13 protein-coding genes are annotated in these 16,397 nt (G+C 68.9%); 4 read left to right on the forward strand and 9 right to left on the reverse strand.

The window, feature by feature from the left end; translation table 11 throughout:
- Window positions 1-101: 101 nt before the first annotated feature.
- From IEX88_RS24810 to IEX88_RS24830, 5 genes are all read right to left on the reverse strand, one after another.
- Complete coding sequence (locus tag IEX88_RS24810) at window positions 102-1,292, reverse strand: acetate/propionate family kinase (RefSeq protein WP_244640488.1); 1,191 nt, start codon at window positions 1,290-1,292, stop codon at window positions 102-104.
- Window positions 1,285-3,681 carry a phosphoketolase family protein gene (locus IEX88_RS24815; RefSeq protein ID WP_188855167.1) on the reverse strand — a complete coding sequence of 799 codons (2,397 nt, stop codon included), beginning with the start codon at window positions 3,679-3,681 and terminating at the stop codon, window positions 1,285-1,287. Before IEX88_RS24815 ends, IEX88_RS24810 begins: the two co-directional genes overlap by 8 nt.
- A 147-nt stretch (window positions 3,682-3,828) precedes the next feature.
- Window positions 3,829-4,005, reverse strand: coding sequence for a hypothetical protein (locus tag IEX88_RS24820; RefSeq protein ID WP_188855168.1), 177 nt, complete (start codon window positions 4,003-4,005; stop codon window positions 3,829-3,831).
- 133 nt (window positions 4,006-4,138) lie between these two features.
- Complete coding sequence (locus IEX88_RS24825) at window positions 4,139-4,447, reverse strand: c-type cytochrome (protein ID WP_188855169.1); 309 nt, start codon at window positions 4,445-4,447, stop codon at window positions 4,139-4,141.
- A 45-nt stretch (window positions 4,448-4,492) separates the two neighbouring features.
- A complete protein-coding gene (locus tag IEX88_RS24830) occupies window positions 4,493-4,897 on the reverse strand; it encodes a baeRF12 domain-containing protein (RefSeq protein ID WP_188855170.1) in 405 nt (134 codons plus the stop codon).
- A gap of 146 nt (window positions 4,898-5,043) precedes the next feature.
- On the opposite strand from IEX88_RS24830, the gene trxC reads away from it, so the two are divergent.
- A complete protein-coding gene (trxC, locus tag IEX88_RS24835) occupies window positions 5,044-5,490 on the forward strand; it encodes a thioredoxin TrxC (RefSeq protein WP_188855171.1) in 447 nt (148 codons plus the stop codon).
- Window positions 5,491-5,500: 10 nt separating this feature from the next.
- Here trxC and IEX88_RS24840 read toward each other — a convergent pair whose 3' ends face one another.
- The 4 genes from IEX88_RS24840 to IEX88_RS24855 form a co-directional block, all read right to left on the reverse strand.
- Entirely contained in the window at window positions 5,501-7,096 is a 1,596-nt protein-coding gene (locus IEX88_RS24840) for a bifunctional aminoglycoside phosphotransferase/ATP-binding protein (protein ID WP_244640489.1), read from the reverse strand.
- 151 nt (window positions 7,097-7,247) lie between these two features.
- On the reverse strand, window positions 7,248-7,988 hold the full coding sequence (locus IEX88_RS24845; protein WP_244640490.1) for a helix-turn-helix domain-containing protein: 741 nt from the start codon (window positions 7,986-7,988) through the stop codon (window positions 7,248-7,250).
- A 260-nt stretch (window positions 7,989-8,248) separates the two neighbouring features.
- Window positions 8,249-10,948: a bifunctional acetate--CoA ligase family protein/GNAT family N-acetyltransferase gene (locus IEX88_RS24850; protein ID WP_188855172.1), complete on the reverse strand. Its 2,700-nt coding sequence runs from the start codon at window positions 10,946-10,948 to the stop codon at window positions 8,249-8,251.
- A gap of 117 nt (window positions 10,949-11,065) precedes the next feature.
- Window positions 11,066-12,139: an NAD(P)-dependent alcohol dehydrogenase gene (locus IEX88_RS24855; protein ID WP_188855173.1), complete on the reverse strand. Its 1,074-nt coding sequence runs from the start codon at window positions 12,137-12,139 to the stop codon at window positions 11,066-11,068.
- 422 nt (window positions 12,140-12,561) lie between these two features.
- Between IEX88_RS24855 and IEX88_RS24860 the strand changes: the two genes are divergently transcribed.
- From IEX88_RS24860 to IEX88_RS24870, 3 genes are read left to right on the forward strand one after another with little or no spacing between them, the layout of a single operon-like run.
- On the forward strand, window positions 12,562-13,065 hold the full coding sequence (locus IEX88_RS24860; RefSeq protein ID WP_188855174.1) for a putative pterin-binding protein: 504 nt from the start codon (window positions 12,562-12,564) through the stop codon (window positions 13,063-13,065).
- On the forward strand, window positions 13,062-15,308 hold the full coding sequence (locus tag IEX88_RS24865) for an ATP-binding protein (RefSeq protein ID WP_188855175.1): 2,247 nt from the start codon (window positions 13,062-13,064) through the stop codon (window positions 15,306-15,308). Before IEX88_RS24860 ends, IEX88_RS24865 begins: the two co-directional genes overlap by 4 nt.
- Complete coding sequence (locus IEX88_RS24870) at window positions 15,305-16,354, forward strand: HD domain-containing phosphohydrolase (protein WP_188855176.1); 1,050 nt, start codon at window positions 15,305-15,307, stop codon at window positions 16,352-16,354. Before IEX88_RS24865 ends, IEX88_RS24870 begins: the two co-directional genes overlap by 4 nt.
- The last annotated feature ends 43 nt before the right edge of the window (window positions 16,355-16,397 follow it).

Consider the following 16,397-nt stretch of genomic DNA (forward strand, 5'->3'; position numbering starts at 1 on the left):
CCTGGCGCCATCTCGGCAACCTCGTCACCACCATCGGCCCAGACGAATGCAGCAACTATTTCGCAAGCGCCGGCTATGCTTCCAGCAAAACCTGAAACGCTCTAACGCGGGAGAGAGGCCAGGACGTGCCGGGCGATGACGCGCTCCTCGTCGGCCGGAATGACGAGGACAGTGACCCGGCCGCCGCCGGCCGAAATCGACGGCCCGCCGCGACGGTTTGCCTCGACGTCGAGGACGACCCCGAGCCAGGCGAGCCGTGCGCAGATCGACTCGCGCACCGCGCCCTGGTGTTCGCCGATGCCGCCGGTGAAGACGAGGCGCTCGATCCCGCCGAGCGTGCTCGCCATCACCGCCACCTGGCGGGCGACGTGGAAGGTGAAGAGATCCACCGCTTCGGCCGCGCGCGGATCGGGACTGTCCAGGAGTTCCCGCATGTCGCCGGACAGGCCGGAGACACCGAGAAGACCGGAGTCGTGGTAGAGAATGTCCTCCACCTCCGCGAGCCCGAGCCCGAGCTGCCGCTGCATGTAGAGGATGGCGCCGGGATCCACTTCGCCGCAGCGGGTCGCCATGGGCAGGCCGTCGAGGACGCTGAAGCCCATCGTGGTGTCGCGGCTCTGGCCGTCCGTCATCGCGCAGAGGCTGGCGCCACTGCCCAGATGCGCGACGACCGTCGGCGAACCCGTGTCCTTGCCCATCGCGTGCAGGCGATCGGCGATGTGCTCGTAGGACAGCCCGTGAAAGCCGAATTTCCGGATTCCGAGCTGCTCGAACCGCCGCGGCAGGCCGTAGCGCCGCACGGTCGGCTCCATGCTGCGATGGAAGGCCGTGTCGAAGCAGCCGATCTGCAGGAGACCCGGACGCAGCGCGGCGATGACGCCCACCGGCTGCAGGCACCGCGGCTGATGCAGCGGCGCCAGCGGCGTCAGCGCCGCCAGGGCTTCGATCGTCTCGGGCGTCAACTCTACGGGGGCGGCAAAGGCGTCGCCGCCATGGACGATGCGGTGACCGACGGCCGTCAGTCGCCCGGCCCCGGCAAACGTCTCGATCCAGTCGAGGAGGCCGGCGAAGACAGCGGCGGCCGGCGTGCCCTCCGCAAGGCTCTGGCAGACGAGCACGGCGCCGCCGGCGTCGCGCGCCTCGAAGCCCGGTCGCGCGCCATCGGCGAGCGTGCCGCGCACCAGAGCGGGCGAGTCGCCGGGTCCGAACAGCGCGAACTTGATGCTGGACGAGCCGCTGTTGACGGCCAGGACGAGACCGTCGTCCGGCAAGGCCACGGCCGGGTCAGTCACCCGCTTCGGCCCCCGTCTGGTAGGGCCAGCCCCAGTTCCGGATCGCCGGCATGTCTTCGCCGTGCTCGACGATATAGCGCTTGTGTTCGCCGAGCCGGTCGCGAAATCCCTGCTTCACCGCCGCCGCGCTTTCGTTCAGCCCGGGCACCCGCTCGATCGCCTCGATGGCCAGATGGAAGCGGTCGAGTTCGTTCAGCACCACCATGTCGAAGGGCGTCGTCGTCGTTCCCTCCTCGATGAAGCCGCGGACGTGGAAGTTGGCGTGGTTCTTGCGCTTGTAGGTCAGGCGGTGGACCAGTGCGGGATAGCCGTGGAAGGCGAAGACGACCGGCTTCTCGCGGGTGAAGAGCGCGTCGAAATCCTCGTCGGACAGCCCATGCGGATGCTGGTCGGGCGATTGCAGCGCCATCAGGTCGACGACATTGACGAAGCGGATGCGAAGGTTCGGCAGCGCCTGCCGCAGGAGATCGGTAGCTGCCAGCGCCTCCACCGTCGGCACGTCGCCGGCGCAGGCCATGACCACATCCGGTTCGAGGCCGACATCGTCGGTGCCAGCCCAGGACCAGAGTCCAATGCCCGCCGAGCAATGCGCGATGGCGGCATCCATCGACAGCCATTGCGGCGCCGGCTGCTTGCCCGCGACGATGACGTTGACCCGGTCGTAGGTGCGCAGGCAGTGGTCGGCGACAAAGAGCAGGCTGTTGGCATCCGGCGGCAGGTAGATGCGGACGATGTCGGCCTTCTTGTTGGCGACGAGATCGATGAAGCCCGGGTCCTGATGGCTGAAGCCGTTGTGGTCCTGCCGCCAGACATGCGAGGTCAAGAGGTAGTTCAGGGACGAGATCGGCCGCCGCCACGGCAGTTCCTTCGACACCTTCAGCCATTTGGCATGCTGGTTGAACATCGAGTCGACGATGTGGATGAAGGCCTCGTAGCAGGAGAACAGGCCGTGTCGCCCGGTCAGCAGATAGCCCTCCAGCCAGCCCTGGCAGAGATGCTCGCTCAGCACCTCCATCACCCGGCCGTCGGCCGAGAGGGCGACGTCGTAGGGCTCGACGGGCTCCATCCAGACCCGGTCCGTCGCCTCGAACACCGCGCCGAGGCGGTTGGAGGCGGTCTCGTCCGGGCCGAAGATGCGAAAATTCGCGGCATCGGCATTCAGCTCGATCGCGCGCTTCAGGAAGCGACCGAGCGCGCTCGTCGCCTCGCCCGTGGTCGTGCCGGGCGCGCCGATCTCCAGGCCGAAATCGCGGATGTCGGGCAGGATCAACTCGCGCCGGAGAAGACCGCCATTGCCTTGCGGGACGGCGCCTATGCGCCGCTCGCCCGACGGCGCGAGGGCCGCCAGCGCCGGATCCAGCCGACCGGCTGCGTCGAACAGGGTTTCCGGCTCGTAGCTGCGCATCCAGGCTTCGAGCTGCTCGAGATGCGCCGGGTTGGACCGTGGGTCGGCGATCGGCACCTGATGTGACCGCCAAAAGCCCTCGACCCTTTTGCCGTCGACCTCGACCGGCCCGGTCCAGCCCTTGGGACTGCGCAGGACGATCATCGGCCAGCGCGGCCGCGCCCTGTCGCCGCCCTCGCGCCAGCCTTGCCGGATCGCCGCTATGCGGTCGAAGCAGTGGTCCATGGCCTCGGCCATCGCCCGGTGCATCGTCATCGGGTCGGCGCCCTCGACGAAGATCACCTCGTGGCCGTAGCCGGAGAAGAGGTCGGCCAGTTCCTGGTGCTCCAGGCGCGCCAAAAGCGTCGGGCCGGCGATCTTGTAGCCGTTGAGATGCAGGATCGGCAGCACCGCCCCGTCGCGGCCGGGATTGAGGAACTTGTTGGAGTGCCAGGAGGCGGCGAGCGGACCTGTCTCCGCCTCGCCGTCACCGACGACGCAGGCGACCACGAGTTCGGGATTGTCGAAGGCCGCGCCATAGGCATGCAGCAGGGCGTAGCCGAGCTCCCCGCCCTCGTGGATCGAGCCCGGCGTTTCCGGCGCCGCATGGCTCGGAATGCCACCGGGAAAAGAGAACTGCCGGAACAGCCGCTTCAGCCCGGCGGCGTCCTGGCCGATATCGGGATAGATCTCGCTGTAGCTGCCTTCCAGATAGGTGTTGGCGACCATGCCGGGGCCGCCATGGCCAGGGCCGCAGACATAGAGGACCGAGCTGTCGCGCGCGCGGATGATCCGGTTGAGATGGGCATAGATGAAATTCAGCCCCGGCGTCGTCCCCCAATGGCCGAGCAGCCGCGGCTTGACGTGTTCGGCCTTCAGCGGTTCGCGCAGCAGCGGATTGTCGAGCAGGTAGATCTGGCCGACCGAGAGATAGTTGGCGGCGCGCCAGTAGCGATCGACAAGCGCCATCTCGTCGGCGGCGGGGAAAGTCTCGGCGATGGTCATGCGGCAGCTCCTCGAAAGGGTGAGCGTTTCCGGCGACGGGCCATGCGGGCAGCCAGGGCGATATCGGGACAACGAATTGGGGGCCGACCCGTTCGGTCGGCAGAGCAGTCGTGGCTGCCGGATCGATCGCCGCGCGGCCGGGATAGATCAGAAAGGCCTGTGTCGACGGGCTTTGGGCGCGCCTCGCAGAAGGCGCGCCAAGGCGAGGACGCGTCCCCACACCCAGAAGCCCGCGCGTTCGATGCGGTTCTTGACGAGGGCTTCCTCGTCCTCGACAGCATCGATGATCTCGTCGAGTCGGCGCGGCTTGTCATCGGCGGGCATGGCGACCTCCCTGTCGTGCTCCGACACTCAGCCCGTCTGCGGCTGGCGGCGCATTGATCGAACGCAAGGGAACCGACCGACCATGCCCCGACCGCCCGAAGTTCCGATGGCCGAGACGATCGGCCGCCCGCCCTCAGCGCAGGCTGGCGATGTAGGCGACGAGATCGCCGATCTCGCGCCGGGTCAGCTGGATATTGGACATCACCGGGTGCGGATCGGCGAGAAAGGTGGCGAGTGACTGGGGATCTTCGGTGAGCGCCGCAATCGCCTGAAAACTCCGGACGTCGGCAATGCCCGAGGTCTGCTCCGGCGAGACGATGTGGCAGGCGGCGCACCAGCGCTCGGCGATGCGTCGGCCACTGGCCGGATCGCCCCAGTTTTCGGCGCTGGCGGCACCGGCGAGCGACAGGGCGAGAACCGGCATGAGGAGGATGCGAAGCATAGCGAACTCCCGGAGACGACCAACTTCGACGGCCCGCGCGCGCCGTCAGGCATGGCGGATGGCGGTGACGATGTCCTTGACGGAATGGGCCGTCAGGTCCTTCGCGAGGTCGCCGACGATCTTCGCGGCGAGCCCGGCGTGGAAGTGGCGCCGCATCTCGCCGAGCGTGCGCGGATCGGCGATGAGGAAGAGCGCGTCGAGATGCCCGCCGAGCGCCAGCCCGTTCAGGTGCTTGGCGACGGCCGCGGCGAAGGCGTCTTCCGCGGCCCGGTCGGAATCGGGATTGCCGCCGCTGTGCCGGTGCCGCCCGCCGGAGGCCGGATGGAGGGCGTCGAGGTCAGGGTCCTCCACGGCAATGAGGTCGAGATGCGGCTCGGCGGCTCTGTTGCGGAAGAGTTTGACGTGCTTTCCGTCCGCGACGGCCACGAGGGTGCCATTCGGCAAGATCATCATTGTGCTCCATGTCGGCGGTGCCGGGCACCGCTGGCGCCAGGACAGCACGGCGGATGCGGAGCGACATTGCGCAAGGTCAAACCGAAGGCGGCCCGGCCGGGCATGATGCCGGTGGCCGGCGACGAGGCGGCGAGGAGAATGGAATGAGCGAAACGCGCGTGGTGTGCGGCGGCTGTGGCGGCGTCAACCGCCTGCCGCCGGGGAGGCCGCTCGAGGGCGCCAAATGCGGCAAGTGCGGCGCCAAACTCTTCTCCGGCCTGCCTATGGATGTCGACGGCGGTCAGTTGGACCGTCAGGTTTCCCGTGGCACGCTTCCGGTCCTCGTCGACGTCTGGGCGCCCTGGTGCGGGCCCTGCCGCACGATGGCGCCGGCCTATGCGGCGGCGGCCCAGACGCTCGGCTCGGCTGTGCGCGTCGCCAAGCTGAATTCCGAGGCCGAACAGACCGCCGCCGCCAGGCTCGGCATACGCAGCATTCCGACGATGATCCTCTTCGTCGGCGGAAAGGAGGCAGCCCGCGTGTCGGGTGCCCTGTCGGCGGATCAGATCGTCCGCTGGGTCAAGGAGCGGCTGGTCGCGGCTCCGTCCTGACGCGCCGGAGTCAGGAAGGCGCAGGATCCGGCAGGCGGCTGACGGGGTCGCGGCCCAGCGCGGCCTCGACGGCGGCGCGCGCCCGCTGCGCCACCATTGCGGGCGTTCCCTCGCCCGGCACCACCGTCCAGGTAACCGCGCCCGGTCCGCGTTCGAGCTGGCGGCGGACGATGTCCGGCGTGGCATCGGACGGGTCGCCGCGGCGGGCCCCGACGCGCCGCAGCAAGGTGTCCGCCGGCACGTCCAGCCAGAGGCCGACGAAAGCGACGCCCGCAGCGCGGGCCACGGCGGCGATCCGCTCGCGCTCGTCCGGACGCTCAAAGGTCGCGTCGGCGATCACGGCATGGCCGCAGCCGAGGGTGCCGACGCTAGCCTGGCCGAGGTCGCCGTAGACGGCGGCCGTAACGTCGGCGCCGTAGGCCTCCTCCGGCAACCGCGTTTCGGGCGAAACGCCGAACCGGTGCTTGCGCAACCGGTCGCTGGACAGGGTTCGGGCGCCGGGGCGCGGTCCAATGCGGGCGGCAAGCGCCGCCGCGACACTGGACTTGCCAGAGCCCGACAGACCACCGACCGCCACGAGAACCGCGTCGCGCGGCCGCAGCAAATCAAGGGCGAGGTCGTAGTAGCGCCGCGCCGTGGTGCGAAAGGCCGCCGCCTCGCTTGCCGCAGCGTCCGCCGCGGCCGTCGCCGCGACATGCGCGCGCACCGACGCCCGCAAGGCCATGAAGAAGGGCATCGCCGCCAGTCCCGCCTCGTCGTGCGTGTGGTCGAGATAGCGGTTCATCAGCCGATTCGCCTCGGCCTCCAACCCGCGGTGCCAGAGGTCCATCAAGAGGAAGGCGAGATCGTGGAGGACATCGGTCGTACCGAGGTCCTCGCTGAATTCGAGGCAGTCGAAGAGGACGGGCTCCCCCTCGATCCGGCAGATGTTGCGCAGGTGCAGGTCGCCATGCCCCCGACGCACGCATCCAGCCGCTGCCCGGCGATCGAGCAGCGGCGACAGGCGCGCGAGATGCGACCGCATCCGGCGATCGAGCGCGGCTCTCTCGTCGGCCGCGAAGAGGCCAGTCGCGGCAAAGGATGCCTCGTTGAGATCGAGGACCCGCCGCATCCGCGCCGCGCCGGCTTTGTCCGCGTCCGCGGGAAGGCTCCGATGAAAGGTGGCGATGGTCGCAGCCAGGCGGTCCATCAGGGGCGCGTCGAGCAGCCCCGCTTCCGCCTGCCGGTCGAGCAGGGTCGCCTGGTCGAAGCGGCGCATGGCGACGACGGCGTCGACGAGTTCGCCCTCGTCGCCGCTCTCGCCGTCCTCGCCGAGACGAAGCGTTCCGTCCGCCGTCCGGGTGATCCGGAGAACACCGGTATAGAGCTGCGGCGCGGTGCGGCGGTTGAGGGTCAGCTCGCGGTGGCAGGCGGCCAGGCGAAGCGAAGGCGTCGAGAAGTCGAGATAGGCCAGCCGAACCGGCCGCTTCAGCTTGAGTACAAGGTCCCCGCCGAGCAGCAGCAGCGAGATATGCGTGGTGGCCGTCTCGACCGCACTTGGGTCGATGCCGTCAAAGGCGGTGCGCTTGAGGAAGTGGACGACCGCCTCGTCCGGCATGTCGATCATGGCGCGGATCCTCGCGGGCTCTCGGCGCATCGCGCCCGGCATCAGCCGGAGGTAGGACGGACGGATGCGCTCGGCAACCATGGATGGCAAAGGCGATCGGAAGGCCTGTCAGGCTCATCGCATCCGGCCGGCACCCTCCTGGGCCGAAACCCTAGTCCGCCAGTTCCACCAGTGCGGAACGGTTGCGCAGGACCACGTGGCGGATCGAGGGCAGCGCGATGAGATGATCGCGCTCGAACTGCGAGAAGGTGCGGGAGACGGTTTCGATGGTGAGACCGACATAGTCGGCGATGTCCTGGCGGCTCATGGCAAGGTCGATGCCGCCATCCTCGCCGCCGCGCTCCGCCAGATCCAGCAGGAAGGCGGCGAGTTTCTGGGCGGCGCTGCGCCGGCCGAGGAGCAGCGAATGGTCGCGCGTCCGCTCCAGGCACTGCATGGCCAGGCCGAACACGGCCCGCGCCGTCTCGCCGTCGCCGCCGTTGAAGGAGGCGAGGCCGGCCCAGCGATAGGCGACGACGGTGCAATCGGTCACCGCTTCGGCCGACAGGCGATGCTCGTCGCTCATTTCCAGGCCGAAGATTTCGCCCTCGGCGTGGAAGCCGTCGATCTGGCGACGGCCGTCGCTGGCGAAGGTGCAGGTCCTGACGACACCGTCGATCACCTTGTAGAAGGAGCGGACCGCCTCGCCCTCGGCGTAGATTTCGCGGCCCTCGGCGAAGTTCAGCACCTGGCCGGCCAGTGCGACCGACGTCGGCACCTGGCGCGGCGCGCCGGCGACCCCGATCGAGCCCCGCGACGGCAAAGCCGGTGCGGCGTTTCGCGCGAGCCTGTTTTCGGCGTTGGCCGCCACCATGGCGGGGCTGGGGGCGAGGGCAGCAGAAACGGTCAGCATCGGAATCTCCGTCGGTCCGTATTGTTGCGATGGACAGACGTTAACCGCAGGAACCGCCTGCTGAAATTCGGTTGGCTCCCTTAAGGTGTTCTACGTATCGGGTCGGCGACGCCTGCGAGGCGTCGACGATGGGCCGAGATCCGGGCCCAGCACGACGCCGCCTGCGGTCCGCCCGTCCCTCGGCATCCGGTTTTTCCTTGCGACTTTGTCGTCCGTCCCCGGGGTTCTGAAGAGCCGCGTCTCTTCGGCCGCCTTCCGGTTCAGGCCGGCAGCGGGGATCGGGCCGGGTCAAGCGCGATGGTGACGTGGACCGTCCCGGCCGTGCCCGACGGGTCGGCGTGGAAGCCGAGTTCCCGTGTCATGTCCAGCATCGTCGTGTTCTCGCGCAGGATCTCGCCGAAGACCCGCCGCAGGCCCCGGCTCCGCGCGAAATCGAGGATGGCGGTCATCAGCTGGGTGCCGAGCCCCCTGCCCTTCATGTCGGAGCGCACCAGCACGGCAAACTCCGCCGCCTCGTTTTCCGGATCGGCGATCAGGCGGACGACGCCATGGATCGGGCCCGTTCCGAAGGCGCTGTCCGGTTCGACGGCGACGAAGGCCATCTCGCGGTCGTAGTCGATCTGCGAGAACCGCGCCGCCGCCTGGTGCGGCAAGGTCTTCACCGCCGCCATGAAGCGCAGGCGCAGATCGTTTGGGGTGCACCGGGCGACCATGTCCGCCAGAGCCCCTTCGTCCTCCGGGCGGATTGGCCTGAGACGGAAGGCGGTGCCGTCGCGGATGACGATCTCCCGCGTCAGGGCGTGGGGATAAGGGAGAATGGCCGGACCGATGGCCACGGCACCGGCCGGCCGCAAGGCGATGCGGGCGTCAAGAGCGAGCACGCCGCCCGTATCGGCGAGAAGCGGATTGGTGTCGAGTTCGCCGATTTCCGGCAGGAGCACGGCCAGTTCCGACAGCCGCACCAGCACATCGGTCAGCGCGTCCATGGGGACGGGCGGCACGTCGCGAAAGCCGGCGAGCAGCCGGGCGACGGCGGTGCCCTCGACCATCCGGCGGGCCAGAACGGAATTGAGCGGCGGCAGACCGATCGAACGATCGCCGATCACCTCCGTCGCCTTGCCGCCCCGGCCGAACAGGATGACCGGCCCAAAGGTCGGGTCGGACGCGATCCCGGCGATCAGTTCCTGCGCGTCCGGCCGCACCACCATCTTCTGGACGGTGAAGCCGGCGATGCGGGCATTCGGCGCGGTCCTCGCCAATGTCGCCGTCATCGTCGCCACGGCCTCGGCCATCTCGGCCGCCGAGGCGATGTTCAGCCGGACGCCGCCGGCATCGGACTTGTGGCTGATCTCGGGCGAGACGACCTTCAGCACCGCCGGCGCGCCGATCGCCTCGAAGCGCGCGACCGCCTCCTGTGCCGTGGCGACGAGGAAGGTCGGCACAGTGGGAATGCCGAAAAGGCCGAGCACCTGCTTGGCCTCCTCCTCGCTGAGGACCGTGCGCCCCTCGCCCGCCGCCGCCGACAGAACGGCTCGCGCCGCGCCGAGGGAAGCGGGCGCAATCGTCACCCCGGCCGACGGCGTCTCCAGAAGCAGTTCCTGGTTCCGCCGGTATTGGGTGAGATGGGTGAAGGCGCGGACGGCGTCGTCGGGGCTTTCGAAGGTCGGGATCTTTTCGGCGGCGAAGAAGGCGCGCACCGGTCCGGCGGCGGTGCCGCCCAGCCAGTTGGTCAGCAGCGGAAAATGCGGCCGCCGCATCGCCGCCTCGGCGACGGCCCGGCCTGCCGCCATGCCGTCGGCGACCGCCGTCGGGCAGTTGAGGACGAGGATCGCGTCGCTGCCGCGATCGGCCATCAGGATCTCCAGCGCCCGCGCATAGCGCTCACCCTCGGCATCGCCGATGATGTCGACCGGATTGCCGCGCGACCACATCGCCGGTAGCACTGCGTCGAGCGCTGCCCGCGTCTCGGCGCTCATCTCGGCCAGCCGCCCGCCGAGCGCTTCCAGCGCGTCGACCGCAAGGACCCCTGCGCCGCCGCCATTGGTAAGGATCGTCAGCCGCTCACCATCGATGTGCATGCCCGTCGCCAGCGTCGCCGCCGCCTCGAACAACTCCTCGATCGTGGCGACGCGCAGGAGCCCGGCGCGGCGGAAGGCGGCGTCGTAGACCATGTCCGACCCGGCCAGCGCGCCGGTATGGGACAGCGCCGCCCGCGCCCCCGCGGCGCTGCGGCCCGACTTGACGACGACGACGGGCTTGGCGCGGGCGGCAATGCGCGCGGCCGACATGAATTTCTTGGCGAAGGTGACGTTCTCGACATAGAGGAGGATCGAGCGGGTGGCGCGGTCGGCGGCCAGGAAGTCGAGCAGGTCGCCGAAATCGGCGTCCGCCATGTCGCCGAGCGAGACGACATGGGAAAAGCCGACGCCACGCGCGTCGGCCCAGTCGAGTACGGCGGTGACGATCGCGCCGGACTGGCTGACCAAAGCGATGTCGCCTTGGGCCGGCGTCAGATGGGCAAAGCTGGCATTGATCCCCGCCGGCGTCGAGATCAGGCCGAGGCAGTTAGGCCCGACGATGCGCAGGAGCGAGGGGCGGGCCGCATCCAGCATCTTCTGGCGGAGGGTCGTCTTCCCCGACGGCGCGTCGAGGCCGGCGGAGATCACCACCGCCGCGCGGCAGCCCTTGTCCGCCAGTTCGGCGATGATCCCCGGCACCGTTACCGCCGGGGTGACCACGACCGCGAGGTCCGGCGTCTCGGGCAGCGCGTCGATCGAGGGAAAGCAGGCCTGGCCGCCGACCACGCGACGGCGCGGGTTCACCGGCATGATCCGGCCGGCAAAGCCGGCGGAAAAGAGGTTCTGGCCGACGACCTGGCCGACCGAATGCGGCCTGTCGCTGGCGCCGATCAGAACGATCGAGCGGGGCGAAAACAGCGCGTCGAAATTGCGGGTGCTCATGCGATGACCCTTTGCGGGAGGCTCGATGACAGAAGCTGCCGCCGACCCGTGTGGATCGACGGCGGGCTGGGGCGGCCGCCGGCCGGAGCCGCGGTCGCCCGTCCTCCTCCCAGAGGGTCAGGGGGTGATCGCGACCTTCAGGACACCATCGCGCTGGTGCGCGAAGAGGTCGTAGGCTTCCTCGATCCGGTCGAGCTTGAAGCGGTGCGTGACCAGGGGGCGCGTGTCGAGCCGCCCCGATTCGATTGCGGCCATCAGCCGGCGCATGCGCTCCTTGCCGCCGGGGCAGAGCGTGGTGATGATCTTGTTGTCGCCGAGGCCGGCCGAGAAGGCGCCCAGCGGAATGGTCAGATCGCTGGAATAGACGCCGAGCGAGGAGAGCGTGCCGCCCGGCCGCAGAACCCGGAGGCCCGCCTCGAAGGTCTCCTGGCGCCCGAGCGCCTCGATCGCGACGTCGACGCCGCGCCCGTCGGTCAGCGCCATGATCTGCTCCACGACGTCGCCCTGGGTGAAGTCGACGACGTGATCGGCGCCCATCTTGCGGGCGATTTCCATGCGCGCCGGCACCGATTCCACCGCGATGATGGTCGTCGCGCCCATCAGCTTGGCGCCGGCCGTGGCGCAGAGCCCGATCGGCCCCTGCGCGAAGACGGCCACCGTGTCGCCGATCTTGACGGCGCCGCTCTCCGCGCCCGAAAAGCCCGTCGACATGATGTCGGGGCACATCAGCACCTGCTCGTCGGTGAGCCCGTCCGGGATGGGAGCGAGATTGGCCATGGCGTCCGGCACGAGCAGATATTCCGCCTGCGCGCCGTCGATCGTGTTGCCGAAGCGCCAGCCGCCCATCGGCTTGAAGCCGTGCTTGGTGCCGGCGCCGTCCTGGCTGTGGCAGCCGCAGAGGCAGGCGTTGGAGGTGCCGCTCGGCGTGATCGCGCCGGCGATCACCCGCTGGCCCTCCGCAAATCCCTCTACGGCCGAGCCGAGCTTTTCGATGATGCCGACCGGCTCGTGGCCGATGGTCAGCCCGCTGGCGACGGGATATTCGCCCTTTAGGATATGCACGTCGGTGCCGCAGATCGTCGTCGTCGTGATCCGGATCAGCGCATCGAGCGGCCCGACCTCCGGAATGGGCTTTTCGCCGAGCACGATGCGGTTGGGTTCGATGAAGATTGCTGCCCTCATGGATGCCATCGAAAGATCTCCTCGCCAGAACCTGTCGGCGCGCCGTGACGGGTGTCGAGCGCAGCGGCATGCCTAGTCCCGGGATCGTCAGTCATCCTTGATTTCGATCAAGCTTGGCCGGGCCGCCGCGGCCGGCGGCGGCACGGCTACGGCTTTTCCGGCGGTCGAAAGCGGCATCGACCCTCCCTCGCCGGCTCCTTTGCCGGCAAGCACGGGGCACCGAGCCCAAGGCATCGCCCGCCGCGCCGCAGCCACCTTCGTAAGTACTAACTACAGTCAATTAAGCATAAAAACGCGATCGTTATAAGTATTTATACCGAGTTTATGATGAAAAAACTTCGGCGCAAGTTAAGATCAATTCCATCCTCCTCGGTCAACCTGATCCGGACGGCAGCCGCGTTCGGCGCCCTGTTCCTGGAGCAACATTCGAGATGAAACGTGTTCTTGCTGCAGTGGTCGCGGCCCTGGTTTGGCACGCCGGGGCGACGGCCGGGGAATTGTCGGCGCCGGAAGGCGCGGTAGTCCTCACCGTCACCGGCGCCATCGCCAACAGCAATGGCGACGGCGTGGCCGCGTTCGACCTGCCGGCGCTGGAAGCGCTGACGGGCCGATCCGGCACCATGGAAACCCCCTGGACCCCCGGCAAGACCACCTTCAGCGGGCCCTTGCTTCGCGCCGTTCTGTCGGCCGTCGGCGCGCAGGGCAAGACGATCCGCCTCGTCGCCCTGAACGACTATGCCGCCGACATCCCGCTCGAGGACGCGACCGATCTGGACACGATCCTGGCCACGCGGATGGACGGCAAGCTGATGTCGGTGCGCGACAAGGGTCCCGTGTTCCTGATCTATCCGTTCGACCAGGATCCGGCTCTCTACAACGAGAAATACTTCTCGCGGTCGGTCTGGCAGATCAAGGAAGTCAAGGTTCTCGAATGACCCCTGAACTGGCCCAGGGGCGGGAGATCGTCCGGCAATCGGCGCGCGCGACCTGGGCGCTGATCGCCACTTCGCTGCTGCTTCTGGCTCTCCTCGTCGGCGCCTATCTGCATCTGTCGAGCCGGCAGAAGGACACGCAGGACGGCATCAGGGAGGACGCTCTCTGGGCCGTCTACCAGACCGGCCGGGAGGCCCGCACGCTGCTCGAATCGCTGAAGGACGTCGATCGCACCGGCACGCTGGCCCCGGAGGCTCTGGATAGCCTGATGCTGCGCTACGACATCCTCTACTCCCGCATGGCGATCGTCGACACCGCCCGCTACGGCGCCTATTTCGCAGAGGATCCCGAGATCCGTGTCGCGCGGGAACAGGTGCATGCCGGGATACGAGCGCTGGAAGGGGTGTTCGCCACGCTCCGCGAAAGCGGCGGCGTGGGGGCCGTGCGCGCGATCCTGCCGCGCGTCGCCGAGATCGTGGCGGCCGCCGAAAGGCTTCTCGTGCGCACCAATTCCGTCGTCTCCACGGCACGGGCCGACGCGCGCACCGAGGTGATGGAGCTCCAGGACAGGACCGCCTCGCTGGTGCTGGCCTTTGGTCTGACCGTCGGGCTTCTCATCCTCCTCCTGGTGCGCCGTCTCGGCGCGACGCGCGCGGCGGGCGACCAGATCCAGGTCGTCGCCGACCAGATGTCTGCAGCCTTCCGGGCTGCGGAAGCCGGCAACCGGGCGAAATCCGATTTCATGGCGACGATGGGGCACGAGATCCGCACCCCGCTCAACGCCATCCTCGGCATGGCCGAACTGCTTCGGGGCTCGCCGCTGGCGGAAGAGGATGCCGAAAGCGTTCGGGCGATCGAGACGTCCGGCGCGGCGCTGCTCGAGGTGATCAACGAAATCCTCGACTTCGCCAAGATCGAGCACGGCGACATCCCGGCGGAGACGATCCCCTACGATCCTATCGCTGTCGCCCGCCAGGCCATCGCCATCGTCCGGGGACGGGCTCGCGACCGCGGCAATGTCGTGGCGCTGGTGAACCAGGACGTCGAGGGCTGGTTCCTCGGCGACCCGACGCGCCTCTACCGCGTTCTCCTGAACCTCCTCAGCAATGCGGTGAAGTTCACCGAGAACGGATCGGTCGATCTCACTGTGTCGGCCGCCGGCACGGCCGCTTCACCGCGCCTGCGCTTCGTCGTCGCCGATACCGGCATCGGCATTCCGGGTAGCGCGCGGCCGCTCCTGTTCCAGGCTTTCAGCCAGGTCGACGGCACGATCGGGCGGCGTTTCGGCGGCACTGGCCTCGGCCTCGTCATCTGCAAGCGCATCGTCGAGGCGGCCGGCGGCACGATCGGCGTCGACAGCGAACCGGGTATCGGCAGCCGCTTCTGGTTCGAGATCCCCGCCCCCGCCGCCCCGGCCGGCGCCGTGACGGCGACACCGCCGCAGGCGGCCGAGAAACAGGCGCTTCAGCGGCTCCGCATCCTTGTGGTCGAGGACAATGCCTTCAACCGCACGGTCGCCCGGCGTTTTCTGGAAAAGCTCGAGCAGACGGTGGTGGTCGCCGAGGAGGGCGAGGCCGCCTTGCGCATGGTGCAGGCCGAGCGCTTCGATCTCGTCCTCATGGACATGCAGATGCCCGTCATGGACGGCATCGAGGCGACCCGCCGCATTCGGGCGCTGGGCGGATGGCAGGCGACGATCCCGATCGTCGCCCTGACCGCCAATGCGTCTGACAGCGACCGCGAGCGCTGCAGGGCGGTCGGCATGGATGCCTTCGAGTCCAAGCCGGTATCGATGGCGCGCCTCGGCGCGCTGATCGCCGAATGGGGTCCGCGGGCCGAGGGGCGGCAGGCGGCCGATGACCGCGAGCCCGCCCCGATCGGCCCCTCCCCCACGGCCACCGACGGTTTCGACCGCGACGAGGTCGCCGTCGACGCCAGCCGCGTGGCCGAGCTGGTCGACGCCATCGGCGAGGACGGGTTCGAGGAACTGCGCGACGCTTTCCTGGCCGACGCCACCCTGCTCCTGAACGACCTGCATGCGGCCATGGCGCGCAACGACCAGGCGACGACCGACCGCGTGCTGCACACGCTCAAGGGCGCCGCCGCCAGCATCGGCTATCCCGCGATGGCGACGATCGCTGAATCCCTGCGGCAGACGCCGGTGGCAAAGGGTGCGCACGGGCTTTTGTCGGCCCGGCTGGAACGCCTGCGCGACGATCGCGCCGCGCTCGGAAGGACAGGATGACGAGCCAGATCGAGATCCTCGTCGTCGAGGACAACCAGACGAACCGCATGCTCATGTGCAAGCTGATCGAGCGCACGGGAGACTGCGTCGCCTTGCCGTTCGCCTCGCCGATCGAGGCGGCCGAGGCGCTGCCGACCCTGGCCTTCGACATGGCGATCGTCGACCACCAGATGCCGGGCATGAGCGGCATCGAGCTCATCGGCGTGATCCGGCGCAATCTGAGCTCCACCGACAAGCCCATCGTCATGGTGACGGCCGACAACGAAGCCGACCTTCGCCTCGCGGCGCTGCAGGCCGGGGCGGTGGAGTTCCTGAGCAAGCCGATCGACCCGGTGGATTTCATGGTGCGCATCCGCAACCTGTCGCGGCTGTGCCAGGTCCAGCGCAAGCTGGCCGACAGGGAGGCCTGGCTTCGCGAGGAAGTGGCGGCGGCGACGGAGGAACTGCGGCGGCGGGAGGAGGAGATCATCCATCGCCTGACGCTCGCGGCCGGCTACAAGGACGAGGACACGGCGGCCCATACCACGCGCATGGCCCGGATGTGCGGCGCCATGGCCCGGGCGCTGGGGCTCGATGCCGAGACCTGCCGCGACATCGAGCTCGCCGCGCCGATGCACGACATCGGCAAGGTCGGCATCCGCGACGAAGTGCTGCTGAAGCGCGGACTCCTCGACGAGAACGAGATGCAGCACATGCGCGAGCATGCCCGCATCGGCGGCGACATCCTGGCCGGCTCGTCCTGCGACCTCCTGCAGCTGGCCTCCGTGCTCGCCACCACGCATCACGAGCGGTGGGACGGCACCGGCTATCCGAACCATCTGAAAGGCACCGAGATACCCCTCGCCGGGCGGATCGCCGCCGTCGCCGACGTTTTCGACGCGCTGACCAGCGCCCGGCCGTACAAGCGGGCTTGGAGCCGCGAGGAAGCGATCGTATACATTGCCGAACAGGCCGGGCGGCAGTTCGACCCGGCCTGTGTCGAAGCCTTTCTGAGCGTCGTGGCAGAGAAAGCCACCCACCTCCAGCCGCCCATCCGCGCGGCTTAGACGGCCTGGGTTGCAGGCTTTCCCCGACCCGGCGCAGAGGCGC

Origin of the sequence: Aureimonas glaciei, from assembly GCF_014643375.1 — a bacterium.
Taxonomy (GTDB): domain Bacteria; phylum Pseudomonadota; class Alphaproteobacteria; order Rhizobiales; family Rhizobiaceae; genus Plantimonas; species Plantimonas glaciei.

Bases quoted from the DNA above. Each gene is read 5' to 3' on its own strand.
- IEX88_RS24815 (WP_188855167.1), bottom strand. From the start codon at position 3,681: ATGACCATCGCCGAGACTTTCCCCGCCGCCGACGAGATGGCGCTTGTC.
- IEX88_RS24820 (WP_188855168.1), bottom strand. From the start codon at position 4,005: ATGCCCGCCGATGACAAGCCGCGCCGACTCGACGAGATCATCGATGCT.
- IEX88_RS24825 (WP_188855169.1), bottom strand. From the start codon at position 4,447: ATGCTTCGCATCCTCCTCATGCCGGTTCTCGCCCTGTCGCTCGCCGGT.
- IEX88_RS24830 (WP_188855170.1), bottom strand. From the start codon at position 4,897: ATGATCTTGCCGAATGGCACCCTCGTGGCCGTCGCGGACGGAAAGCAC.
- trxC (WP_188855171.1), top strand. From the start codon at position 5,044: ATGAGCGAAACGCGCGTGGTGTGCGGCGGCTGTGGCGGCGTCAACCGC.
- IEX88_RS24840 (WP_244640489.1), bottom strand. From the start codon at position 7,096: ATGATCGACATGCCGGACGAGGCGGTCGTCCACTTCCTCAAGCGCACC.
- IEX88_RS24845 (WP_244640490.1), bottom strand. From the start codon at position 7,988: ATGCTGACCGTTTCTGCTGCCCTCGCCCCCAGCCCCGCCATGGTGGCG.
- IEX88_RS24850 (WP_188855172.1), bottom strand. From the start codon at position 10,948: ATGAGCACCCGCAATTTCGACGCGCTGTTTTCGCCCCGCTCGATCGTT.
- IEX88_RS24855 (WP_188855173.1), bottom strand. From the start codon at position 12,139: ATGGCATCCATGAGGGCAGCAATCTTCATCGAACCCAACCGCATCGTG.
- IEX88_RS24860 (WP_188855174.1), top strand. From the start codon at position 12,562: ATGAAACGTGTTCTTGCTGCAGTGGTCGCGGCCCTGGTTTGGCACGCC.
- IEX88_RS24865 (WP_188855175.1), top strand. From the start codon at position 13,062: ATGACCCCTGAACTGGCCCAGGGGCGGGAGATCGTCCGGCAATCGGCG.
- IEX88_RS24870 (WP_188855176.1), top strand. From the start codon at position 15,305: ATGACGAGCCAGATCGAGATCCTCGTCGTCGAGGACAACCAGACGAAC.